General features: G+C 36.2%; 13 protein-coding genes, 3 tRNA genes and 1 riboswitch. Of the genes, 10 read left to right on the forward strand and 6 right to left on the reverse strand.

Annotated elements, in window-relative coordinates:
* Positions 1-283: 283 nt before the first annotated feature.
* Positions 284-2,083, forward strand: coding sequence for a heavy metal translocating P-type ATPase (locus U8521_RS02925; protein ID WP_334333574.1), 1,800 nt, complete (start codon positions 284-286; stop codon positions 2,081-2,083).
* On the opposite strand, the gene U8521_RS02930 is transcribed toward U8521_RS02925, so the two are convergent.
* Positions 2,078-2,701: a DNA-3-methyladenine glycosylase gene (locus U8521_RS02930; protein WP_334351825.1), complete on the reverse strand. Its 624-nt coding sequence runs from the start codon at positions 2,699-2,701 to the stop codon at positions 2,078-2,080. The genes U8521_RS02925 and U8521_RS02930 overlap by 6 nt on opposite strands.
* Before the next feature lie 117 nt (positions 2,702-2,818).
* Here U8521_RS02930 and U8521_RS02935 point away from each other — a divergent pair.
* Both U8521_RS02935 and U8521_RS02940 read left to right on the forward strand, forming a co-directional pair.
* Positions 2,819-2,890 (forward strand) — tRNA-Glu (locus U8521_RS02935).
* 4 nt (positions 2,891-2,894) lie between these two features.
* Positions 2,895-2,967 (forward strand) — tRNA-Val (locus tag U8521_RS02940).
* A gap of 297 nt (positions 2,968-3,264) precedes the next feature.
* Here the strand turns inward: U8521_RS02940 and U8521_RS02945 are convergent.
* Positions 3,265-3,939 carry a hypothetical protein gene (locus tag U8521_RS02945; RefSeq protein WP_334351826.1) on the reverse strand — a complete coding sequence of 225 codons (675 nt, stop codon included), beginning with the start codon at positions 3,937-3,939 and terminating at the stop codon, positions 3,265-3,267.
* Between the two features lie 92 nt (positions 3,940-4,031).
* A riboswitch (SMK box riboswitch) is annotated at positions 4,032-4,108 on the forward strand.
* Between U8521_RS02945 and metK the strand changes: the two genes are divergently transcribed.
* Together metK and U8521_RS02955 are read left to right on the forward strand one after the other, a co-directional pair.
* Entirely contained in the window at positions 4,106-5,302 is a 1,197-nt protein-coding gene (gene metK / locus U8521_RS02950) for a methionine adenosyltransferase (protein WP_334333577.1), read from the forward strand. It overlaps the preceding riboswitch by 3 nt.
* A 74-nt stretch (positions 5,303-5,376) precedes the next feature.
* Positions 5,377-6,855 carry an MDR family MFS transporter gene (locus U8521_RS02955; protein ID WP_334351827.1) on the forward strand — a complete coding sequence of 493 codons (1,479 nt, stop codon included), beginning with the start codon at positions 5,377-5,379 and terminating at the stop codon, positions 6,853-6,855.
* On the opposite strand, the gene U8521_RS02960 is transcribed toward U8521_RS02955, so the two are convergent.
* On the reverse strand, positions 6,799-7,449 hold the full coding sequence (locus U8521_RS02960) for a phosphatase PAP2 family protein (RefSeq protein ID WP_334351828.1): 651 nt from the start codon (positions 7,447-7,449) through the stop codon (positions 6,799-6,801). The two genes, U8521_RS02955 and U8521_RS02960, sit on opposite strands and share 57 nt — an antisense overlap.
* An 81-nt stretch (positions 7,450-7,530) precedes the next feature.
* Here U8521_RS02960 and U8521_RS02965 point away from each other — a divergent pair, with 81 nt between their 5' ends.
* The 3 genes from U8521_RS02965 to U8521_RS02975 all read left to right on the forward strand — a co-directional run bounded on the left by U8521_RS02965 (position 7,531) and on the right by U8521_RS02975 (position 13,464).
* Entirely contained in the window at positions 7,531-8,784 is a 1,254-nt protein-coding gene (locus U8521_RS02965; protein WP_334333580.1) for a glucosaminidase domain-containing protein, read from the forward strand.
* A gap of 251 nt (positions 8,785-9,035) precedes the next feature.
* The gene (gene leuS / locus U8521_RS02970; RefSeq protein WP_334351829.1) at positions 9,036-11,450 is read left to right on the forward strand and encodes a leucine--tRNA ligase; all 2,415 of its coding nucleotides are present in this window, start codon (positions 9,036-9,038) and stop codon (positions 11,448-11,450) included.
* A 376-nt stretch (positions 11,451-11,826) separates the two neighbouring features.
* Positions 11,827-13,464, forward strand: coding sequence for a putative polysaccharide biosynthesis protein (locus U8521_RS02975; protein WP_334333607.1), 1,638 nt, complete (start codon positions 11,827-11,829; stop codon positions 13,462-13,464).
* A gap of 41 nt (positions 13,465-13,505) precedes the next feature.
* On the opposite strand, the gene U8521_RS02980 is transcribed toward U8521_RS02975, so the two are convergent.
* Positions 13,506-14,342 carry an NAD(P)H-hydrate dehydratase gene (locus tag U8521_RS02980; RefSeq protein WP_334351830.1) on the reverse strand — a complete coding sequence of 279 codons (837 nt, stop codon included), beginning with the start codon at positions 14,340-14,342 and terminating at the stop codon, positions 13,506-13,508.
* A gap of 60 nt (positions 14,343-14,402) precedes the next feature.
* Here U8521_RS02980 and U8521_RS02985 point away from each other — a divergent pair.
* Positions 14,403-14,485, forward strand: a tRNA-Leu gene (locus U8521_RS02985).
* 48 nt (positions 14,486-14,533) lie between these two features.
* On the opposite strand, the gene U8521_RS02990 is transcribed toward U8521_RS02985, so the two are convergent.
* Both U8521_RS02990 and U8521_RS02995 read right to left on the reverse strand, forming a co-directional pair.
* Positions 14,534-15,907, reverse strand: a complete 1,374-nt coding sequence (locus tag U8521_RS02990; RefSeq protein WP_334351831.1) for an FAD-dependent oxidoreductase — start codon at positions 15,905-15,907, stop codon at positions 14,534-14,536.
* 108 nt (positions 15,908-16,015) lie between these two features.
* Entirely contained in the window at positions 16,016-16,405 is a 390-nt protein-coding gene (locus tag U8521_RS02995; protein WP_334351832.1) for a hypothetical protein, read from the reverse strand.
* A 184-nt stretch (positions 16,406-16,589) separates the two neighbouring features.
* On the opposite strand from U8521_RS02995, the gene mscL reads away from it, so the two are divergent.
* Entirely contained in the window at positions 16,590-16,988 is a 399-nt protein-coding gene (gene mscL, locus U8521_RS03000) for a large-conductance mechanosensitive channel protein MscL (protein WP_334333585.1), read from the forward strand.
* Positions 16,989-16,991: the final 3 nt, after the last annotated feature.

Genomic DNA, 16,991 nt, shown 5'->3' on the forward strand with positions numbered 1-16,991 from the left:
AACATATTAGGCCCTGGTAATTGTTTTTTGATTACCAGGGCCTTAATATGTTTTAAGCACAAAGTTTTTTGTTAGAGCTATTCAAAACTAATTGATAATTAGCCCAATTTAGAAAGAAATTGATAATTTGGGTTGATAAAAGTCTACTAATGTAGCTGTTTTTTAATAAATATAAAATGAAAATTAAATAAGAATCATTCCAATTTATGTCTCAAATGACTTCTTTTCCTGACTTGAACAAGGTATAATTATCTTAATAAGAAAATGGGAAGGTTGTGATTTCATGAACTCCGATAAAATTAAATTGTACGGAACTTTAACAATTGGTTTTATTGCAGCAATGTTGGAATTCGTTTTCCACCTGCCTCAATATGCACAATTGATTATCAGTGTTCTGGGATTATTGTTAGCCTTGATTATGTTTGTCGACATGATCAAAGTTTTAAAGTCAGGAAATTTTGGAATTGATTTACTTGCTATCACGGCAATTGTGGCAACAATCGTTTTAGGACAGTATTGGGCCGGTTGGATCGTATTATTGATGCTGACTGGTGGAGATACACTGGAAGAATTTGCCGCAAACAAAGCTAAAAGTGAGTTAAAGTCACTTTTGGATAACACGCCATCACAAGCACATCTGATTGATGAATCGGGAATTAAGGATATTGACATTGATGACGTCAAAGTGGGCGATACTTTATTAGTTCGTCCGAAAGAACAAGTACCTGTTGACGGAATCGTTTTTGAAGGTAATTCAGAAATTGACGAATCTTCTTTGACCGGTGAATCAGTGCCAGTCAATGTTTCTGAAGGGTCTCACGTCATGTCTGGTTCGATCAATGGAGACAATCCTTTTAAGATTACAGCAGAAAAAGTAGCCGCTGATTCAGAATATCAAGCTATCGTAAAGCTAGTCAAAGAATCAGAGACACATCCAGCTAAATTTGTTCGTTTGGCTGACCGTTATGCAGTGCCATTTACTTTGATTGCTTACATTATTGCGGGGGTTGCTTGGTATATTTCAAAAGATCCAGTTCGAATTGCTCAAGTTCTAGTCGTGGCTTCACCATGTCCACTGATTTTAGCTGCTCCAATTGCATTTGTATCTGGAATGAGTCGGACAAGTCGAAACGGAATTATTATCAAATCTGGTACTGCACTAGAGAAGCTCAATTCAGCTCAAACAGTTGCGTTCGATAAAACAGGTACCATCACTAAAGGTAAGTTGGTAGTTGATGAACTCCTTGTGCCAACTAATTTTGACCAAGACCAAGTCATTGCTTATGCCGCTAGTTTGGAACAAAATTCCAGCCACGTTATGGCGAAAGCAATTGTTGATTATGCCATCGAAAAGAAAATTCCATTTGAAAAAACTGAGAATTTAAAGGAGATAACCGCTCAAGGAATTCAAGGCACAATTGATGGTCATGATGTTAAAGTCGGTCAAGCACAGTTTGTAACGACGCAACAAGTTCCTGAGGTAACTGGTTCTGGAGTTTATATTTCCATCGATGGTCAATACGCTGGTGTGTACAGTCTATTAGACCAAATCCGGACGGAATCAAAGTCGACGATTCAAAAATTGAAAGATTTTGGTATCAAAAACATTTTAATGATTTCTGGCGATAAAAAAGAAGCAACTGAAATGGTTGCCTCTAAAGTTGGAATCACTCAAGCTTTTCCATCTAGTTTGCCAGCTGATAAAGTTAAGATCATCAATAATTTACCTAAAGAATTTCACCCAACTGTTATGGTCGGGGATGGTGTCAATGATGCGCCCGCCTTGGCTTTAGCTGATGTCGGTATTGCAATGGGATATAAAGGTGCTAATGCGGCCAGTGAATCAGCTGATGCCGTTATTTTACAGGATGATCTAAGTAAAGTTTCGACAGCTGTAAAAATTGCTCACGATACGATGAAAGTTGCTAAGGAAGCTGTTTTGATTGGGATTTTCATCTGTATTGCTTTAATGTTAGTAGCAGCTTTTGGTTTGATACCAACGATCATCGGTGCTATGTTGCAAGAAGTAGTCGATACCGTCGCTATCCTTTATGCACTACGTGCTAGAAGTGATAAATTATAACCAACCGTAAGTATCTAAATCCATATCACGCTTGGGTAATTTGGAAACGTAGGGATTACCCTCAACAATAAAACGCATATTTTTTGAAGTCCAAGGCTCCTTATTCTTCACGCCAATTCGAGGTGTGGCAAGAATATTTTTCGGAGTTTGGACTTTTTTTTCGGAAAAAATAAAGTTTTTGTCATTTAACTTAGTTCCGGATAAAGTTTTATCTTTGATACCAAAGGCGGACATCCACTTAGCCGGTCCATTTGTGACGTCAAAGCCAGTTTTCTTGCGATTCTGCTCCATGAGTTCTAAACCTTCAAGTGGTTGTAGAGCACGAATTAAGATACCATTTGGAGTACCAGCTTTTTGAATACTGATATCCATATCCAACCAACTGTGGATCGAATAAATATAAATTGTTCCTCCAGCTTGATATAGTGGGTCATTAGCTTCAGTATGTCGATTGTTGTAACTATGAGCCGCCATGTCGATTGGACCTAAATAAGCTTCAGTTTCCACAATAATTCCTGAAAATTTACCTTTTTCAGAATTATAAGTGAAAGTATGGCCCAACATATCCTGCGCTAAACCCATTGTTGCCGCGCTTTCGAAGTACTTTTGAATATTCAAAATAAAAAATCCTCCTGTTTTTTCAAAAAAAGTTAAAAAAAAGCTTGCTACACTCTTATTATTATTGTATTATATTTCTTGTGCTTGAGAGAGAGCCAAACACAAATAAATATTTATGACCCGTTGGTCAAGTGGTTAAGACACCGCCCTTTCACGGCGGTAACATGAGTTCAAATCTCGTACGGGTCATTTTGGAGGATTAGCTCAGCTGGGAGAGCATCTGCCTTACAAGCAGGAGGTCACAGGTTCGATCCCTGTATCCTCCATTCCAAAAACGTTAAGCATCTAACTTAGTTAGGTGCTTTTTTGTTGTGCTTTTAAACAGGATAAATTTTTAGTTATGTCATACATTTTAATATTTTGGTTGAATAGGAGCACAATCATCTATCAAAATACCAAATCTTGAATCAGAATAGATTTAGTGTTCCTAAATATACGGAAAGCAAATAAAATATAGCATCGTTATTCAGTCCTCCACAAAAAACTCAATTGTGCCCAGAGCGTTCCAGTCCCAATTGAGTTTTTTGTGGAGGACGGCATATTTACACCATCCAGCTAAAACATTAGATTATTAAAATAATATTTCCTACGATTCGATAAAATAAATTTGATTCTGAAAATCCACGATATTTTTTCAGTAAAGACATCAATAAAACAAACACAACGATAACAATTGCCGTGATTAAACTAATATATTTTAAGAAAAACAAAATCAACGCTAAAACAGATAGAACTCCAATCTGCAAATAGTCGGAAAGTTTCCCATCAAAATAATTGATCAAAACACTAGCTAAGTTTATCAAAAGCAGTGGTACGACAAAGTTAATTGAGATAAAATGCATATAGGTAAACGCTAATGCAATTGACATAAAACTTGGTACGACAAAGTTTTCAATCAAGGGACCGTAATTTTGATAATTATCTGGCAAATACTTAAGTAAGTATAAGAAGACTAATTGCGCAAAAATCAAAATGATGACAAATTTGTTGAGTGAACTTAGTGATAAAATGGCGACAATTAGATAAATGACGCTATATAAGATGTGAAAGTACTTATTAGGATTAAGCTGTAGGATATAATCTTTATAAAGTGCGACCATCGCTACCATGATGATCAAAAATCCGTTGATTGAGTAATTATGAAGATCATTTACGAAGATAAAGATAAATGGAAATATGTGGTAGCTCAAAAATTCCATGAAAGATATTAATAATTTTTTAGATTTTAAATTGGTCATGAGCACTCCTCTTATGTATAAAATCATATTAATGTAGAAAAAGTTTAACGTCAATTACAGTTTTTTTATGAAAATAGCCCAATTTTGTGTTAACCTGTTAAGAGGTTCCTGATGGGATCCTTTTTTGCGAGGAGAAGCCCTGTAACCGAAAAGGTGGAAAGAAAACATGTCAAAAAATTATTTATTTACTTCTGAATCAGTTTCAGAAGGACATCCAGATAAAGTTGCTGATCAAATAAGTGATGCAATTCTCGATGCTATTTTAGCAAAGGATAAAGATGCACGTGTTGCGTGCGAAACAACCGTTACAACTGGTTTAGTACTAGTTGTAGGTGAAATATCAACTACCGCATACGTTGATATTCAAAGTGTTGTTCGTAAGACAATTACAGATATTGGCTACGATGGCACTAATCCAGGATTTGATGGTAATAGTTGTGCCGTATTGGTAGCACTAGATGAACAATCTCCTGATATTGCCCAAGGTGTAGATGATGCGCTCGAAAAGCGTGACAATGCAAAGGACGTCGACCCATTGGATCAAATCGGTGCCGGTGATCAAGGTTTTGTCTTCGGTTTCGCTACTAATGAAACTAAAGAATTCATGCCATTGCCAATTTCTCTAGCTCACAAGTTGATGAGAAAAACTGCTGAAGTTAGAAAAAACGGTACGATCCCTTACTTGATGCCAGATGCAAAATCTCAAGTTACCATCGAATATGATGGAAATGATCATCCAGTACGTGTTGACACAATCGTTTTGAGTACTCAACACAAAGCTGATGCAAGCTTAGATCAAGTTAAAAAAGACATCAAGAAGTATGTTATCGATGAAGTTGTTCCAAGTAACATGATGGATGAAAATACAAAAATTTTAATTAATCCTACTGGTCGTTTTGTTATTGGTGGACCAGAAGGAGATTCCGGTTTAACTGGACGTAAAGTTATCGTTGATACATACGGTGGTTTTGCTCGTCATGGTGGTGGTGCTTTTTCAGGTAAAGATGCTACTAAAGTTGACCGTTCAGCTAGTTACGCTGCTAGATACATCGCTAAGAATCTAGTTGCGGCTGGTGTGGCTGAAAAAATGGAAATTCAAATTGCTTATGCCATTGGTGTAGCAAGACCAGTATCAATTCATGTTGATACTTTTGGTACTAGTGATTATTCAGAAGAACAAATTGTTAATTGCATTAACCAATTCTTCGACTTACGTCCACTAGGTATCATTCAAATGTTGGATCTACAAAGACCAATCTATAAGAAGACGGCCGCATATGGTCACTTCGGACGTACAGATATCGATTTACCATGGGAAAAACTTGATAAAATTAATGATATTAAGAGTTTCTTGAAAATTTAGTCGGTGATTACAGAGGCGTTCCTTAAAGGTAAACTTTAAGAGACGTCTCTTTTTTTATGGGAGGATTTATTTATATGGAACAAAAGAATCAATCAAATGTAGTAATTGTTACAATAGCGGTTTTCATAGCAACATTTATGACTGCCATTGAGGGGACAATCGTTTCAACTGCCATGCCAACAATAATTGGTAGTTTACATGGTGTTAGTCTGATGAATTGGGTCTTCTCAATTTATTTATTAATGACTGCAGTTGCTACACCGATTTACGGAAAATTATCAGATATTGTCGGACGTAAACCAGTTTTAATGATTGGTTTAGTTTTGTTCGTTATTGGATCAACACTTTGTGCCATGTCAAATTCAATGTTGACCTTGATTTTAGCACGAGTGGTCCAAGGAATAGGTTCCGGTGCGATTCAGCCCTTGACCTTTACAATAATTGCAGATATTTATCCGCTTGAAAAAAGAGCCAAAATTTTAGGATTCAATGGGTCAGCTTGGGGAATTGCTGCGATTATTGCACCACTATTAGGTGGTTTTATCGTTGAGCAGTTAAGTTGGCACTGGGTCTTCTTGATCAATTTACCAGTTGGATTGTTGACGATGGGCTTGATCTGGTTCTTCTTTAAAGAAGAAAAACGTGAACACACTAAATTGAGTATAGATTACACAGGAACTGTTTTATTGATTTTTGTCTTGTTGCCTTTGATGCTAGCACTACAAAATATTGGCAGTGGCAAAGCAATATTGACAATTGGATTAATATTGGTGTCACTTATTTCAATTTTCTTATTTATTAAGACAGAGAAAAAAGTTAAAGACCCAATTTTGCCTTTAGAATTGTTTAAGAATAAAACTTTCGTAATTCAGAACTTATTAGCCTTGATCGTTAGTGGATTTTTGATTGGCTTTGAAGCCTATATTCCAACTTGGATGCAAGGAATTCTTGGACTTAGCCCTTCCATGGGAGGATTTGCCGTTACACCAAGTTCAATCGTTTGGATCTTTGGATCATTCTGGGCTGGAATGTTAATTAAAAAAATGGCTCCAAATAGAGTCATTTATATTAGTTTATTTTTCTTAGCAATTGCTAATGGCTTGTTATTAATGGCCGGACCAACGACGCCATTTATTTATTTCTGTAGTTTAGCGGCAGTAGCCGGTTTAGGATTCGGCTTAACAATCACAACGACAACCGTAACCGCACAAACTGTTGTTGAACCAGAAAATGTTGGTGTGGCAACTAGTTTCAATACGTTGTTGAGAACCATTGGTCAATCAATGATGGTCTCAGTTTACGGAATTATTTTGAATACCGCCTTAGCTAAAGGTGCTGCAGAAAATAAGAATATTTCAGTCGATATGATGAATAAGCTGATTGATCCGCAAACGGCTAGTTCCTTGCCACACGAGCTTTTACCCAAAATGCGACAAATTCTTTTTTCTGGATTGCACAATATTTACGTCGCTTCTCTTGTATTATTAGTGTTGGGATTAATTTTGAATGCCTTTGAGCTGAAGAATAAAAAGATCCTTGGCTCTGAACAATAGAGTATTAAAAGTTAGGATAGTAGCTGCTAAAGTATATCCGCCTAACACATCACTCGGATAATGAACGCCGAGAAAGATTCGACTGAAGCCGACTAAAACTACCGCGAGAATTGCAAGGATACTAATGATAAATTTGATTGAAGTTTTCTTTATAATGAAGAGACTGATAATTAAAAGTGAAATGTATAACGCAAATGAGCTGGCTGAGTGCCCACTAGGGTAACTGAAGCCACCCGCATAGACATAATGGTGATGACTTGGTCGAGGTCGATCCATTATGTTTTTTATTAGGCTATTTAAGAGCGCCACGACGACCTTATTCAGTACCAAAAATATTCCAGCATAATAATATTTTTTACAAATTAAAATTATAAAAAATATAGCTGCAAGTAATATTGTAGGTATAGTATCACCCATATTTGTAATCGGTTTAAAAATATTTAAAGACCAGATATTGTGATGATAAAATTGCTGGATAAGCGCTTGATCAAAGGATGTAATCAATTTTGTTTTTAAGGCAACATTCATCGTCCAAAAAACGAAGAATAATGCCAAAAAGATATCCAATATGGATAATTTTTGAGTTATTTTCATAATTTTTAATCTCTCTATTGTTTAAGTTTTTGTTAAGAAATATAATAAAGTATAAAGATTTTGAGGGAGAGCAAAATACTTATGGTTATTACACGTCGAGAAAGAAAAAGCGAAGACAGTCGCTTGACTAGATTAAATAATAAAAAAATAAAGAATGCAAACTTCCGCAAAAACATGACCATTTTGGGTTCTAGTATGTTTGTCGGAGCAACCGTAGTTGAGATTGCCGATATTGCTGCTCCAACTCCAGTTAAAGCTGAGGCACTATCTGTCAATAATTTATTGTCTCAAAACTCAGTTATTACTAAACAAATTACTTCGAAAGGTTCAGGAGATCAACAATTCTTGGACTATATTGGTAATTCAGCACGTAAATTAGCTTCAAACAATGACTTGTACGCTTCGGTCATGATTGCCCAAGCGATGATTGAAAGTGGATGGGGTACTAGTGGTTTAGCAAGTGCGCCTAATTACAATCTCTTTGGTATCAAAGGAGAATACGACGGCCAATCAGTTAATATGGGTACACAAGAAGACGATGGTACTGGAAATCTATATTCAATCGATTCTAATTTTAGAAAGTATCCATCGTATAAAGAGTCCCTTGAAGATTACGTTTCTTTGTTGAGAGGTGGCACATCAGACAATTCGCAATTGTACGCTGGAGCTTGGAAGAGTAACACAACATCTTATAAGGATGCTACTAAGTTTTTGACTGGCCGTTATGCTACTGATACAACTTATGCTGATAAATTAAATAATTTGATTGAAAAGTACAATTTAACACAGTTTGATACTGACACAACTAGCAAGGATAAAACTTACACGGTTGCTCAAGGTGACACTTTGCAATCTATTGCGGATAAATTTAATATTTCAGTTGAAGATTTGATGAGTATTAATAATTTAAAAACTAACAATTATATTTATCCTGGTAAGACTTTGATCATCACACAAATTATTGGTGCTGATGGCAATCCATTGTCACAGTCAACAACTTCTTCAAGCGATAACAATACGATTATGGTCAATACTTCGGCTGTAAAAGAAGATACAGGTAACGTCGGTGATGCTTATGAAGATTCACAAGCACCAGTTGTCGTTCAAGATGAACGTAATGGTGTTAAAAAATATGATCCAAGTGAAAATACCGATACGATCAATGTTCAAAATGATTATGATTCACAAGCCCAAGAATCTAAATCTGTCACGGTTCAAGATGGCGATACACTGGACTCGATTGCTAATAGTGCAGGAACGACAGTTGACAATTTAAAGAAGTTAAATAACTTAAATTCAGATTTATTGGTTGTCGGAACTACATTATTGGTATAGAATACTAATCAATGGAAGTAGTAGATTTTAAGAAGACTATTCAGAAAGCGCATGGGGATGTGAATGCGTAGCTTCTTATTTTCGAACTCGTCCACTTATCATAGTTGCCGAAACTAAGTAAGTAACTACATCTAATCCGTGTTAAGGATTTCAAGAGTCGTACTTATTTAGTGCGGAACTTAGGTGGTAACGCGATAACTCGTCCTATGATTTTATAATCATAGGATTTTTTTTGTATAGGAGGAGAATTTATGTACAATCACAATACTGTTGAAAAGAAATGGCAAAAGTATTGGAAGGAACACGATACTTTTAGAACAACTAATGATCCTAAGAAGAAGAACTTTTATGCCTTAGATATGTTCCCATACCCATCAGGTCAAGGACTTCACGTGGGACACCCAGAAGGTTATACAGCTACTGATATTATTGCTCGTATGAAACGTGCTCAAGGATACAATGTTTTGCATCCAATGGGCTTTGATGCCTTTGGACTACCAGCTGAACAATATGCCCTAAATACAGGACACACACCAGCTGACTTTACTGAAAAGAATATTCAAAACTTCAAGCGTCAAATCAATTCACTTGGTTTTTCATATGATTGGGATCGTGAAGTTCAAACAACTGATCCGAAGTTCTACAAATGGACACAATGGATCTTTGAACAAATGTACAAAAAAGGTTTGGCTTATGAAGCTGAAGTTCCTGTTAACTGGTCACCAGATTTAGGGACTGTTGTTGCTAATGAGGAAATCATTGATGGAAAGACTGAACGTGGTGGTTTCCCAGTTATTAGAAAACCTATGCGTCAGTGGATGCTTAAGATTACAGCTTATGCTGATCGTCTGATTGATGATTTGGATGATATTGATTGGCCAGAAAGCATCAAGGAAATGCAAAGAAACTGGATCGGTCGTTCAGTTGGTGCTCAAATTACTTTCCCATTAGTTGACCATGACGAAAAGGTCAATATCTTCACAACTAGACCAGATACAGCTTTTGGTGTGCAATACATGGTGCTTGCTCCAGAACATGATTTAGTTGATAAAATCACAACACCTGAGCAAAAAGCAGCTGTGGATGCATATAAAGAAGAAGTGTCACACAAGTCTGATTTGGATAGAACTGATTTAAATGATGAAAAGACTGGTGTCTTCACTGGTGCTTATGCTATTAATCCAGTTAATGGTGAAAAGATTCCCGTTTGGATCTCTGATTATGTCCTTGTAACTTATGGTACAGGTGCTGTGATGGCTGTTCCTGCTCATGATGATCGTGATTTTGCTTTTGCAAAGAAATTCAATCTACCAATGAAACAAGTTATCGAAGGCAACCTTGATGATGGTGCAATCACTGGTGACGGAAAGCATATCAATTCTGATTTTCTCAATGGTTTGAATAAGGAAGATGCTATCAATCGGATGGTTGAATATCTTGAAGATAAAGGCATCGGTGAAAAGAAGGTTAATTATCGTCTACGTGATTGGGTCTTCTCACGTCAAAGATACTGGGGTGAACCAATTCCTGTTATCCATTGGGAAGATGGCACAACAAGTCTTGTTCCAGAAGATGAATTACCACTTAAATTACCAGAAGATGATGACATCAAGCCATCCGGTACAGGTGAAAGTCCATTAGCTAACTTAACTGACTGGGTCAACGTGGTTGATAAAAACGGTCGTAAAGGCCGCCGTGAAACTAATACAATGCCACAGTGGGCCGGTTCATCATGGTACTACTTGAGATACATTGATCCACATAATGATAAAGAACTTGCTGATTACGACCTATTGAAACAATGGTTACCAGTTGATCTTTATATCGGTGGTGCAGAACACGCTGTACTTCACTTACTCTACGCTCGTTTCTGGCACAAAGTTCTTTATGATCTAGGAGTTGTTCCAACTAAGGAACCATTCCAAAAGCTATTCAACCAAGGAATGATTCTTGGTAAAGGTCATGAAAAGATGTCTAAATCAAAAGGTAACGTTGTTAACCCTGATGATGTAGTCGAACAATATGGTGCCGATACTTTGAGAACTTACGAAATGTTCATGGGACCACTAGATGCTTCAATCGCTTGGTCAGAAAATGGACTTTCCGGTTCAAGCAAATTCTTAGACCGTGTCTGGAATCTCTTCATCAATGATGATGACTATTCAACACTTCGTGATGGCTTCTTGAGTGACGAAAATGATGGAAAACTTGATAAAGTTTACAATCAAACTGTTAAGAAAGTCACAGAAGACTATGATGCTTTGCATTTCAACACTGCTATTTCGCAAATGATGGTTTTCGTCAATGAAGCGCACAAAGTCGATACAATGCCAAAATCTTACGCTGAAGGATTAGTTAAGTTGCTTGCACCAATCGCTCCCCATATGATGGAAGAACTTTGGAATAAATTTGGTCATTCAGAATCAATCTCATATGCTGCTTGGCCAACATTTGATGAAAGCAAACTAGTTTCTGATACAGTTGAGATCATCGTCCAAGTCAATGGTAAACTTCGTGATAAGCTTGAAGTTGCAACTGATACGGCAAAAGATGAATTAGAAAAACTTGCTAGAAATGATGAGAAAGTTCAAAAATTCATTGAAGGTAAAAGCATCGTTAAAGTAATTGTTATTCCTAATAAAATCGTTAATATCGTTGTTAAATAATTAATCAACAAAAAAGGCTTCGGAAATTTTTCCGGAGCCTTTTTGGTTGAATAATTAAACTATCTGAACATTAAAGGGTGAGGGCTGATACGTGTGTGTAAATGAATAATTGCATGAAACTACTTTATATTTAAATAAAATATTTTATGGTCTAAATATCCAACAAACATTATTTTACCATTTGGAAACAATCGTTAGTAGCGAATAAATTGGCAATTTGTCTAATTTAATTTTTTTTGGCATAGAAATAATTTGCAATTTCTCGAATTTAAGAGTAATTTAAATTTTTTAAGATGATAACTTTGCTATAATTGAGAAGATAGTTTTTAAGGTGGTGCATGTTTTGGGCGTAAATAAGAGCCAAGATGAAGAAGTTATGCCAGTTTTAAATCCAGAATCGTCATCTCAAGATACAATGCTGAAGGGTTCAGCCTGGATGACGGCTGGTAGTATTTTCTCTCGAATATTAGGAGCAATCTATATTATTCCCTGGATGGCTTGGATGGGATCAGATTATCCGGCCGCTAATGCGTTATTTGCAAAAGGATATAATATTTATAGTCTCTTTTTAATTGTTTCAACTGCAGGAATTCCTGGAGCAATTTCAAAGCAAATTTCTCACTATAATGCTCTTGATCAATATTCAACTGGAAATAAGCTGTTTAAGCACGGTTTGAAGATCATGACCTTTATGGGTGTTTTATTTGGAGCAATCATGTTCTTTGGGGCACCTGTATTAGCGACGTTATTTACAGATGGTGATCCACGTAGTATTCCTGTTATTAAATCTTTAGCAGTAGCTGTTCTAATTATTCCAATTCTAAGTATCTTAAGAGGATACCTACAAGGTTATTCGGATATGGCGCCTTCGGCAATCTCACAATTTATCGAGCAAATAGCTCGGGTGATCTATATGTTGCTTGCAACTTATTTAATTATGGTTGTAAATAAGGGGAATTATATTAACGCGGTTGTCCAATCAACTTTTGCAGCCTTTATTGGTGCGGCAGTCGCTATTGGAATTTTGGTCCTGGCAATTTTGAAAAAATTACCACGACTACGTCAGTTATCCCGAAATGGTAAACCAACCGAGAATGTTAATGAAAATAACTTTACTCGTGAAATCTTTGAACAAGCGGTTCCATTTATTATTTTGGACGCTGGTATAACATTCTTTAATTTGTTTGACCAATCTACTTTTAATCAATTTATGAGAATGTTTGTAAATGCTACTTCAGCGCAATTAGATAATTATTATTCGCTATTTGGTTTTCAAGCAAATAAGTTGATCATGATTATCGTTTCCTTATCTAGTGCAATGGCAGTTACCGCTGTACCAATTTTGTCAGGTTTGTATTCTAAAGGGAACAAGCGAAAAATTGAAGATCAAATTTCAAATACTTTGGAACTCTTTTTCTTCATAATGATTCCAGCTTCATTAGGGATGTATGCTGTGGCACAACCATTGTGGACAACTTTTTATCGTTATGATTCACTCGGTATCTTAATGCTCCAATTTTCATCCGTGATTTCTATTTTGCTAGGTCTGTTTACTGTTTTATCCGCGGTCTTACAGGCTTTGTATCGTAACAGATTAGCTATTAAATATTTCGTCTATGGTTTTATTGCCAAAGTCGTCGTGCAATTACCAATGATTGGGATTTTCCACGAATTCGGTCCATTGGTTGCAACGAGTATCGGTATGGGTGTAGTTTCATGGTTAATGTTAAGAGAATTACATGCGATTTATCCATTTGATACCGGTCGTATTTCTCGTCGTATTAGTGGTATCATCTTGTTCTCATTGATCATGTTTGTTTCTGTAATGATCGTTAATTGGATTGTTTTCCACTTTGTTGGCAATTCAGATCGTATCATCAGTATGGTGGCATTGGTCTTTGAAGCAGGACTAGGTGGCGTAATTTATGGTTACTTAGTTTTGAAGACTTCACTAGCTGATAAGATTGTTGGTTCAAAAGTTGATCGAATTAGAAGATTGTTAAGAATGAAATAAAAAGTACCTCTTTTGGAAAATATTCCAAGAGGTACTTTTTTTTACTCCTGACTGAATTTAGCCATATATTTTGGTAATTTTTCTATTATTTTGGAAGGTAGAACGACATAGTTAGTTTTATTTAATTTATCTGCAATAATACTGTGGATTAAAAGGGCGCTGGAGACAGTTTTGATTGAAAAGCCAAACTGACCAATGAAACCGGCTAAGATGCCAGTTAAGGTGTCACCCATGCCGCCAGTTGCCATGCCCGGATTTCCAGCTTGAATTTGAAGAATTCGATCTTGATAGTAGATTTCGGACAGATGCTTTTTTACGATCAAAACGGCTTTAGAATTGAGTTGCTTTAATTTGGCTTGATTATTGGCAGGTGTTTGCTGATCAATGGTTAATTGTGATAGTCTTTGCCATTCTCCTTGGTGTGGCGTCAAAATCAAATTAGCTTCAGACTGTAAAGCAATGTCAGTTTCGGCAATTAAAGTTAGAGCTGAAGCATCCAAAATGACGGTTTGTTGCGCTGTGGCTTTTGCTAAAACTACTTTTACAAGTCCCTTAGCAATTGATGAAGTTCCTAGGCCTGGCCCAATAGCAATGACATTACTATTTTTAATGGCTTCTTGTAAATCTTTTTTATTATGATAATCAATCGTCATAGCTTCAGGAATTCTGACATTGATGGCAGTAAATTTTTCAGGTACGGTAGCGACAGTTACTAAACCAGCACCACTGTGAATGGCAGCACTACTGCAAAGGATAGCGGCACCTCCAAAATGATTGGAACCGGCGACAATAAGAATTTTTCCATAATTTCCCTTATATGATTGAGGGTTTCGAGGGTTGATTACTTGATTTAAAACGATTTTATTGATTTTTTCCATTGCAAGAACCTCCAATTGTAGTATCATTTTAATTGTAATCTATTTTTGAAAAAAAGTATTGCCGTTGTGGCGGAACTGGCAGACGCGCAGTGTTCAGGTCGCTGTATGGTTTCCATGTGCGGGTTCGAATCCCGCCAACGGCATTAAAAAAGGGCAGATGCATGAGGCATCTGTCCTTTTTGAATCTCTAATTAGAAATCTTTTTCTCCTAAAGCATGTTGAGCGGCAACGTTTAAGATACTCCATTGTCTGTCAAAACCAGGTTGGAAGAAGAAGTCAGCATCGGCTAAATCTTCAACTGTTAGTTTATGTTGAATAGCGAGTGCTAAGACGTTTCCTTGAGCTGTAACGTCATAAGTGGAAAGAATGGCGCCACCTAAGAGAACGTGTGAACTTGGATTGAAGAATAGTTGGACGTAGACTTCAGGATTATTGTTGCCTGCTGGAACATAAGCTGGTCTGAGACTTCCTTGATAGAAGGAAGATTTGACATCAACGTTTGATCTCTTGGCTGTGAAGCTATTGAGTCCACTTTCAGCGAAGTGATAGTCAAAGACGCTCAAAGCAGAACTGCCAACGACACCACTAAATGGTAGAGCAGGATTCTTTTCGAATAAATGCTTAACAACGTATCTTGCTTCACGACGAACTACTGTGGCTAAAGCAATTGGCACGTGATTGTCAGCCGGAATTGAATAAGCAAGTGTAGCGTCACCAATAGCGTATACGTCAGGCAAATTAGTTTGGAGATATTCGTTAGTCTTGATCCAACCACGATCATCCAAATCGACAGTACCTTTTAGCCAATCAGTATTAGGTTGTACACCAGCAGCTTGAATAACTAAATCACTTGGATATTCGGCCGTATCAGTTTTGACACCAGTTACTGCCTTGTCTCCAGTGTAAGCTTCAATTTTAGTTCCAGTAACAACCTTAACGCCTTTTTCTTCAAGGTGTTTTTGAAGAATATCGGTCATTTCGGAATCTAAATAAGTTCCAAGAGGACGATCCAAAACATCGATCAAAGTAACATTTTTGCCGGCTTTAACACTAGCTTCAGCAGCTTCGATACCGATGTAACCAGCACCGACAACGGTGATATTCTTAACGGCTGAGTCTTCCAACTTAGCTTTGATCTTAGTTGCCCAGTCAAAACCTCTCATTAGAAAGACATTTTCCAAATCATTTCCAGCAACGGGAAGTGACTTTGGTGTGACTCCAGAACTTAAGATCAATTTATCGTAAGGATAATCTTGACTTGAGTTATCGGTAGTATCAATAACTGTGACGGTCTTTTTATCTGAATTGATTTTAGTAACTTGATGATTATTTAAAATTGCTACATTTTTATTTTCCGCAAAATCAGCAGGGCTAAAATTGCGAACATCATTTACATCTGTAACACTGTTTTCTAAATATAACTCCATACCACAGGACATGAATGAGACGAAATCTCCAGCCTCAAATAATTTAATATCAACATCATCATAGCGTTTCAATAATTCTAAAATTGATTGATGGCCACCGTGAGATGCTCCGACGATTACTACTCTTGTCTTTGACATAAAATAACCTCCATCTGTTCTTAATAAGAATCATTACAATCTAAGAATAGCTCTAAATGAAATCACTGTCAAATTATATGTTAGTTGACATATGTAAATAAATTAGTTTTAACTAAAAACAATCTTAGAAAGAACTTTACTGAGAGACTTTGGCGATAAAGCCAAATTTTCCTGTTTTAAGAGATCGTTGATTTCTTCTTTGATAGCTTGATCTTGCAGTTTCTTTAAGTATTGAAAACCAGCAATTGTTAAGCCGTTCAATTTGATCAAAGTAACGTATTTGAGTGGACTGACCACGCCAGAAACAATGTTATCATCAACCATACTAACTAAAGTGTTTTGCATGTCACGAATCAAGATTTGATTGTTATTGTCACTGGCGATGTAGTCTTTAACCTTCTGGTAACTTCTAGAGTCATCTAGTAGCTCTTGGAAATCCTTAGGATTTTTTTCAGCCATGATTTCTAAAATCATCTTGTACATGTCGAAGTAATTCATAAATACACAACCCTTCTTATTTACTCATCTTCATTATATTATCAGTCAATGATTAATGGGGAAAAATTAAATTAATCATAAATTACGCAAAATATGCTATTTGTATATTGCGTATTCTCAAAATATTTGCAAAATTTACCTCGAAAACCCCATAATTGAAGTAATAAAGATAGGAGATTTTATTATGATTAAAGAATTTAAGGACTTTATTAGTCGTGGTAATGTTTTGGATTTAGCAGTTGGTGTCATTATGGGGGCTGCTTTTACTTCCATCGTACAATCTTTGGTAAGTAATTTGATCAATCCATTGATTGGTTTATTTCTCGGAAAAATCAATTTAAGTAATCTAACCTTTGAAGTAGGTGATGCAACTTTCAAATACGGAACCTTCATTGAATCCATTATTAATTTCTTGATTATTGCTTTTGTTGTTTTCCTATTAGTTAAAGTTATGAACAAGATTATCAAAACTCGTCAGGAAGAAGTTGAAGAGGAAGAAGACGACAAACAAGAAGAAATGATTATGTACTTAAAGAAGATTTCTGAATTATTAGATGAAAAAAAAGAAGCTAATCGAAAATAATTA

The organism is Companilactobacillus miaonis, from assembly GCF_036913615.1.
GTDB lineage: Bacteria > Bacillota > Bacilli > Lactobacillales > Lactobacillaceae > Companilactobacillus.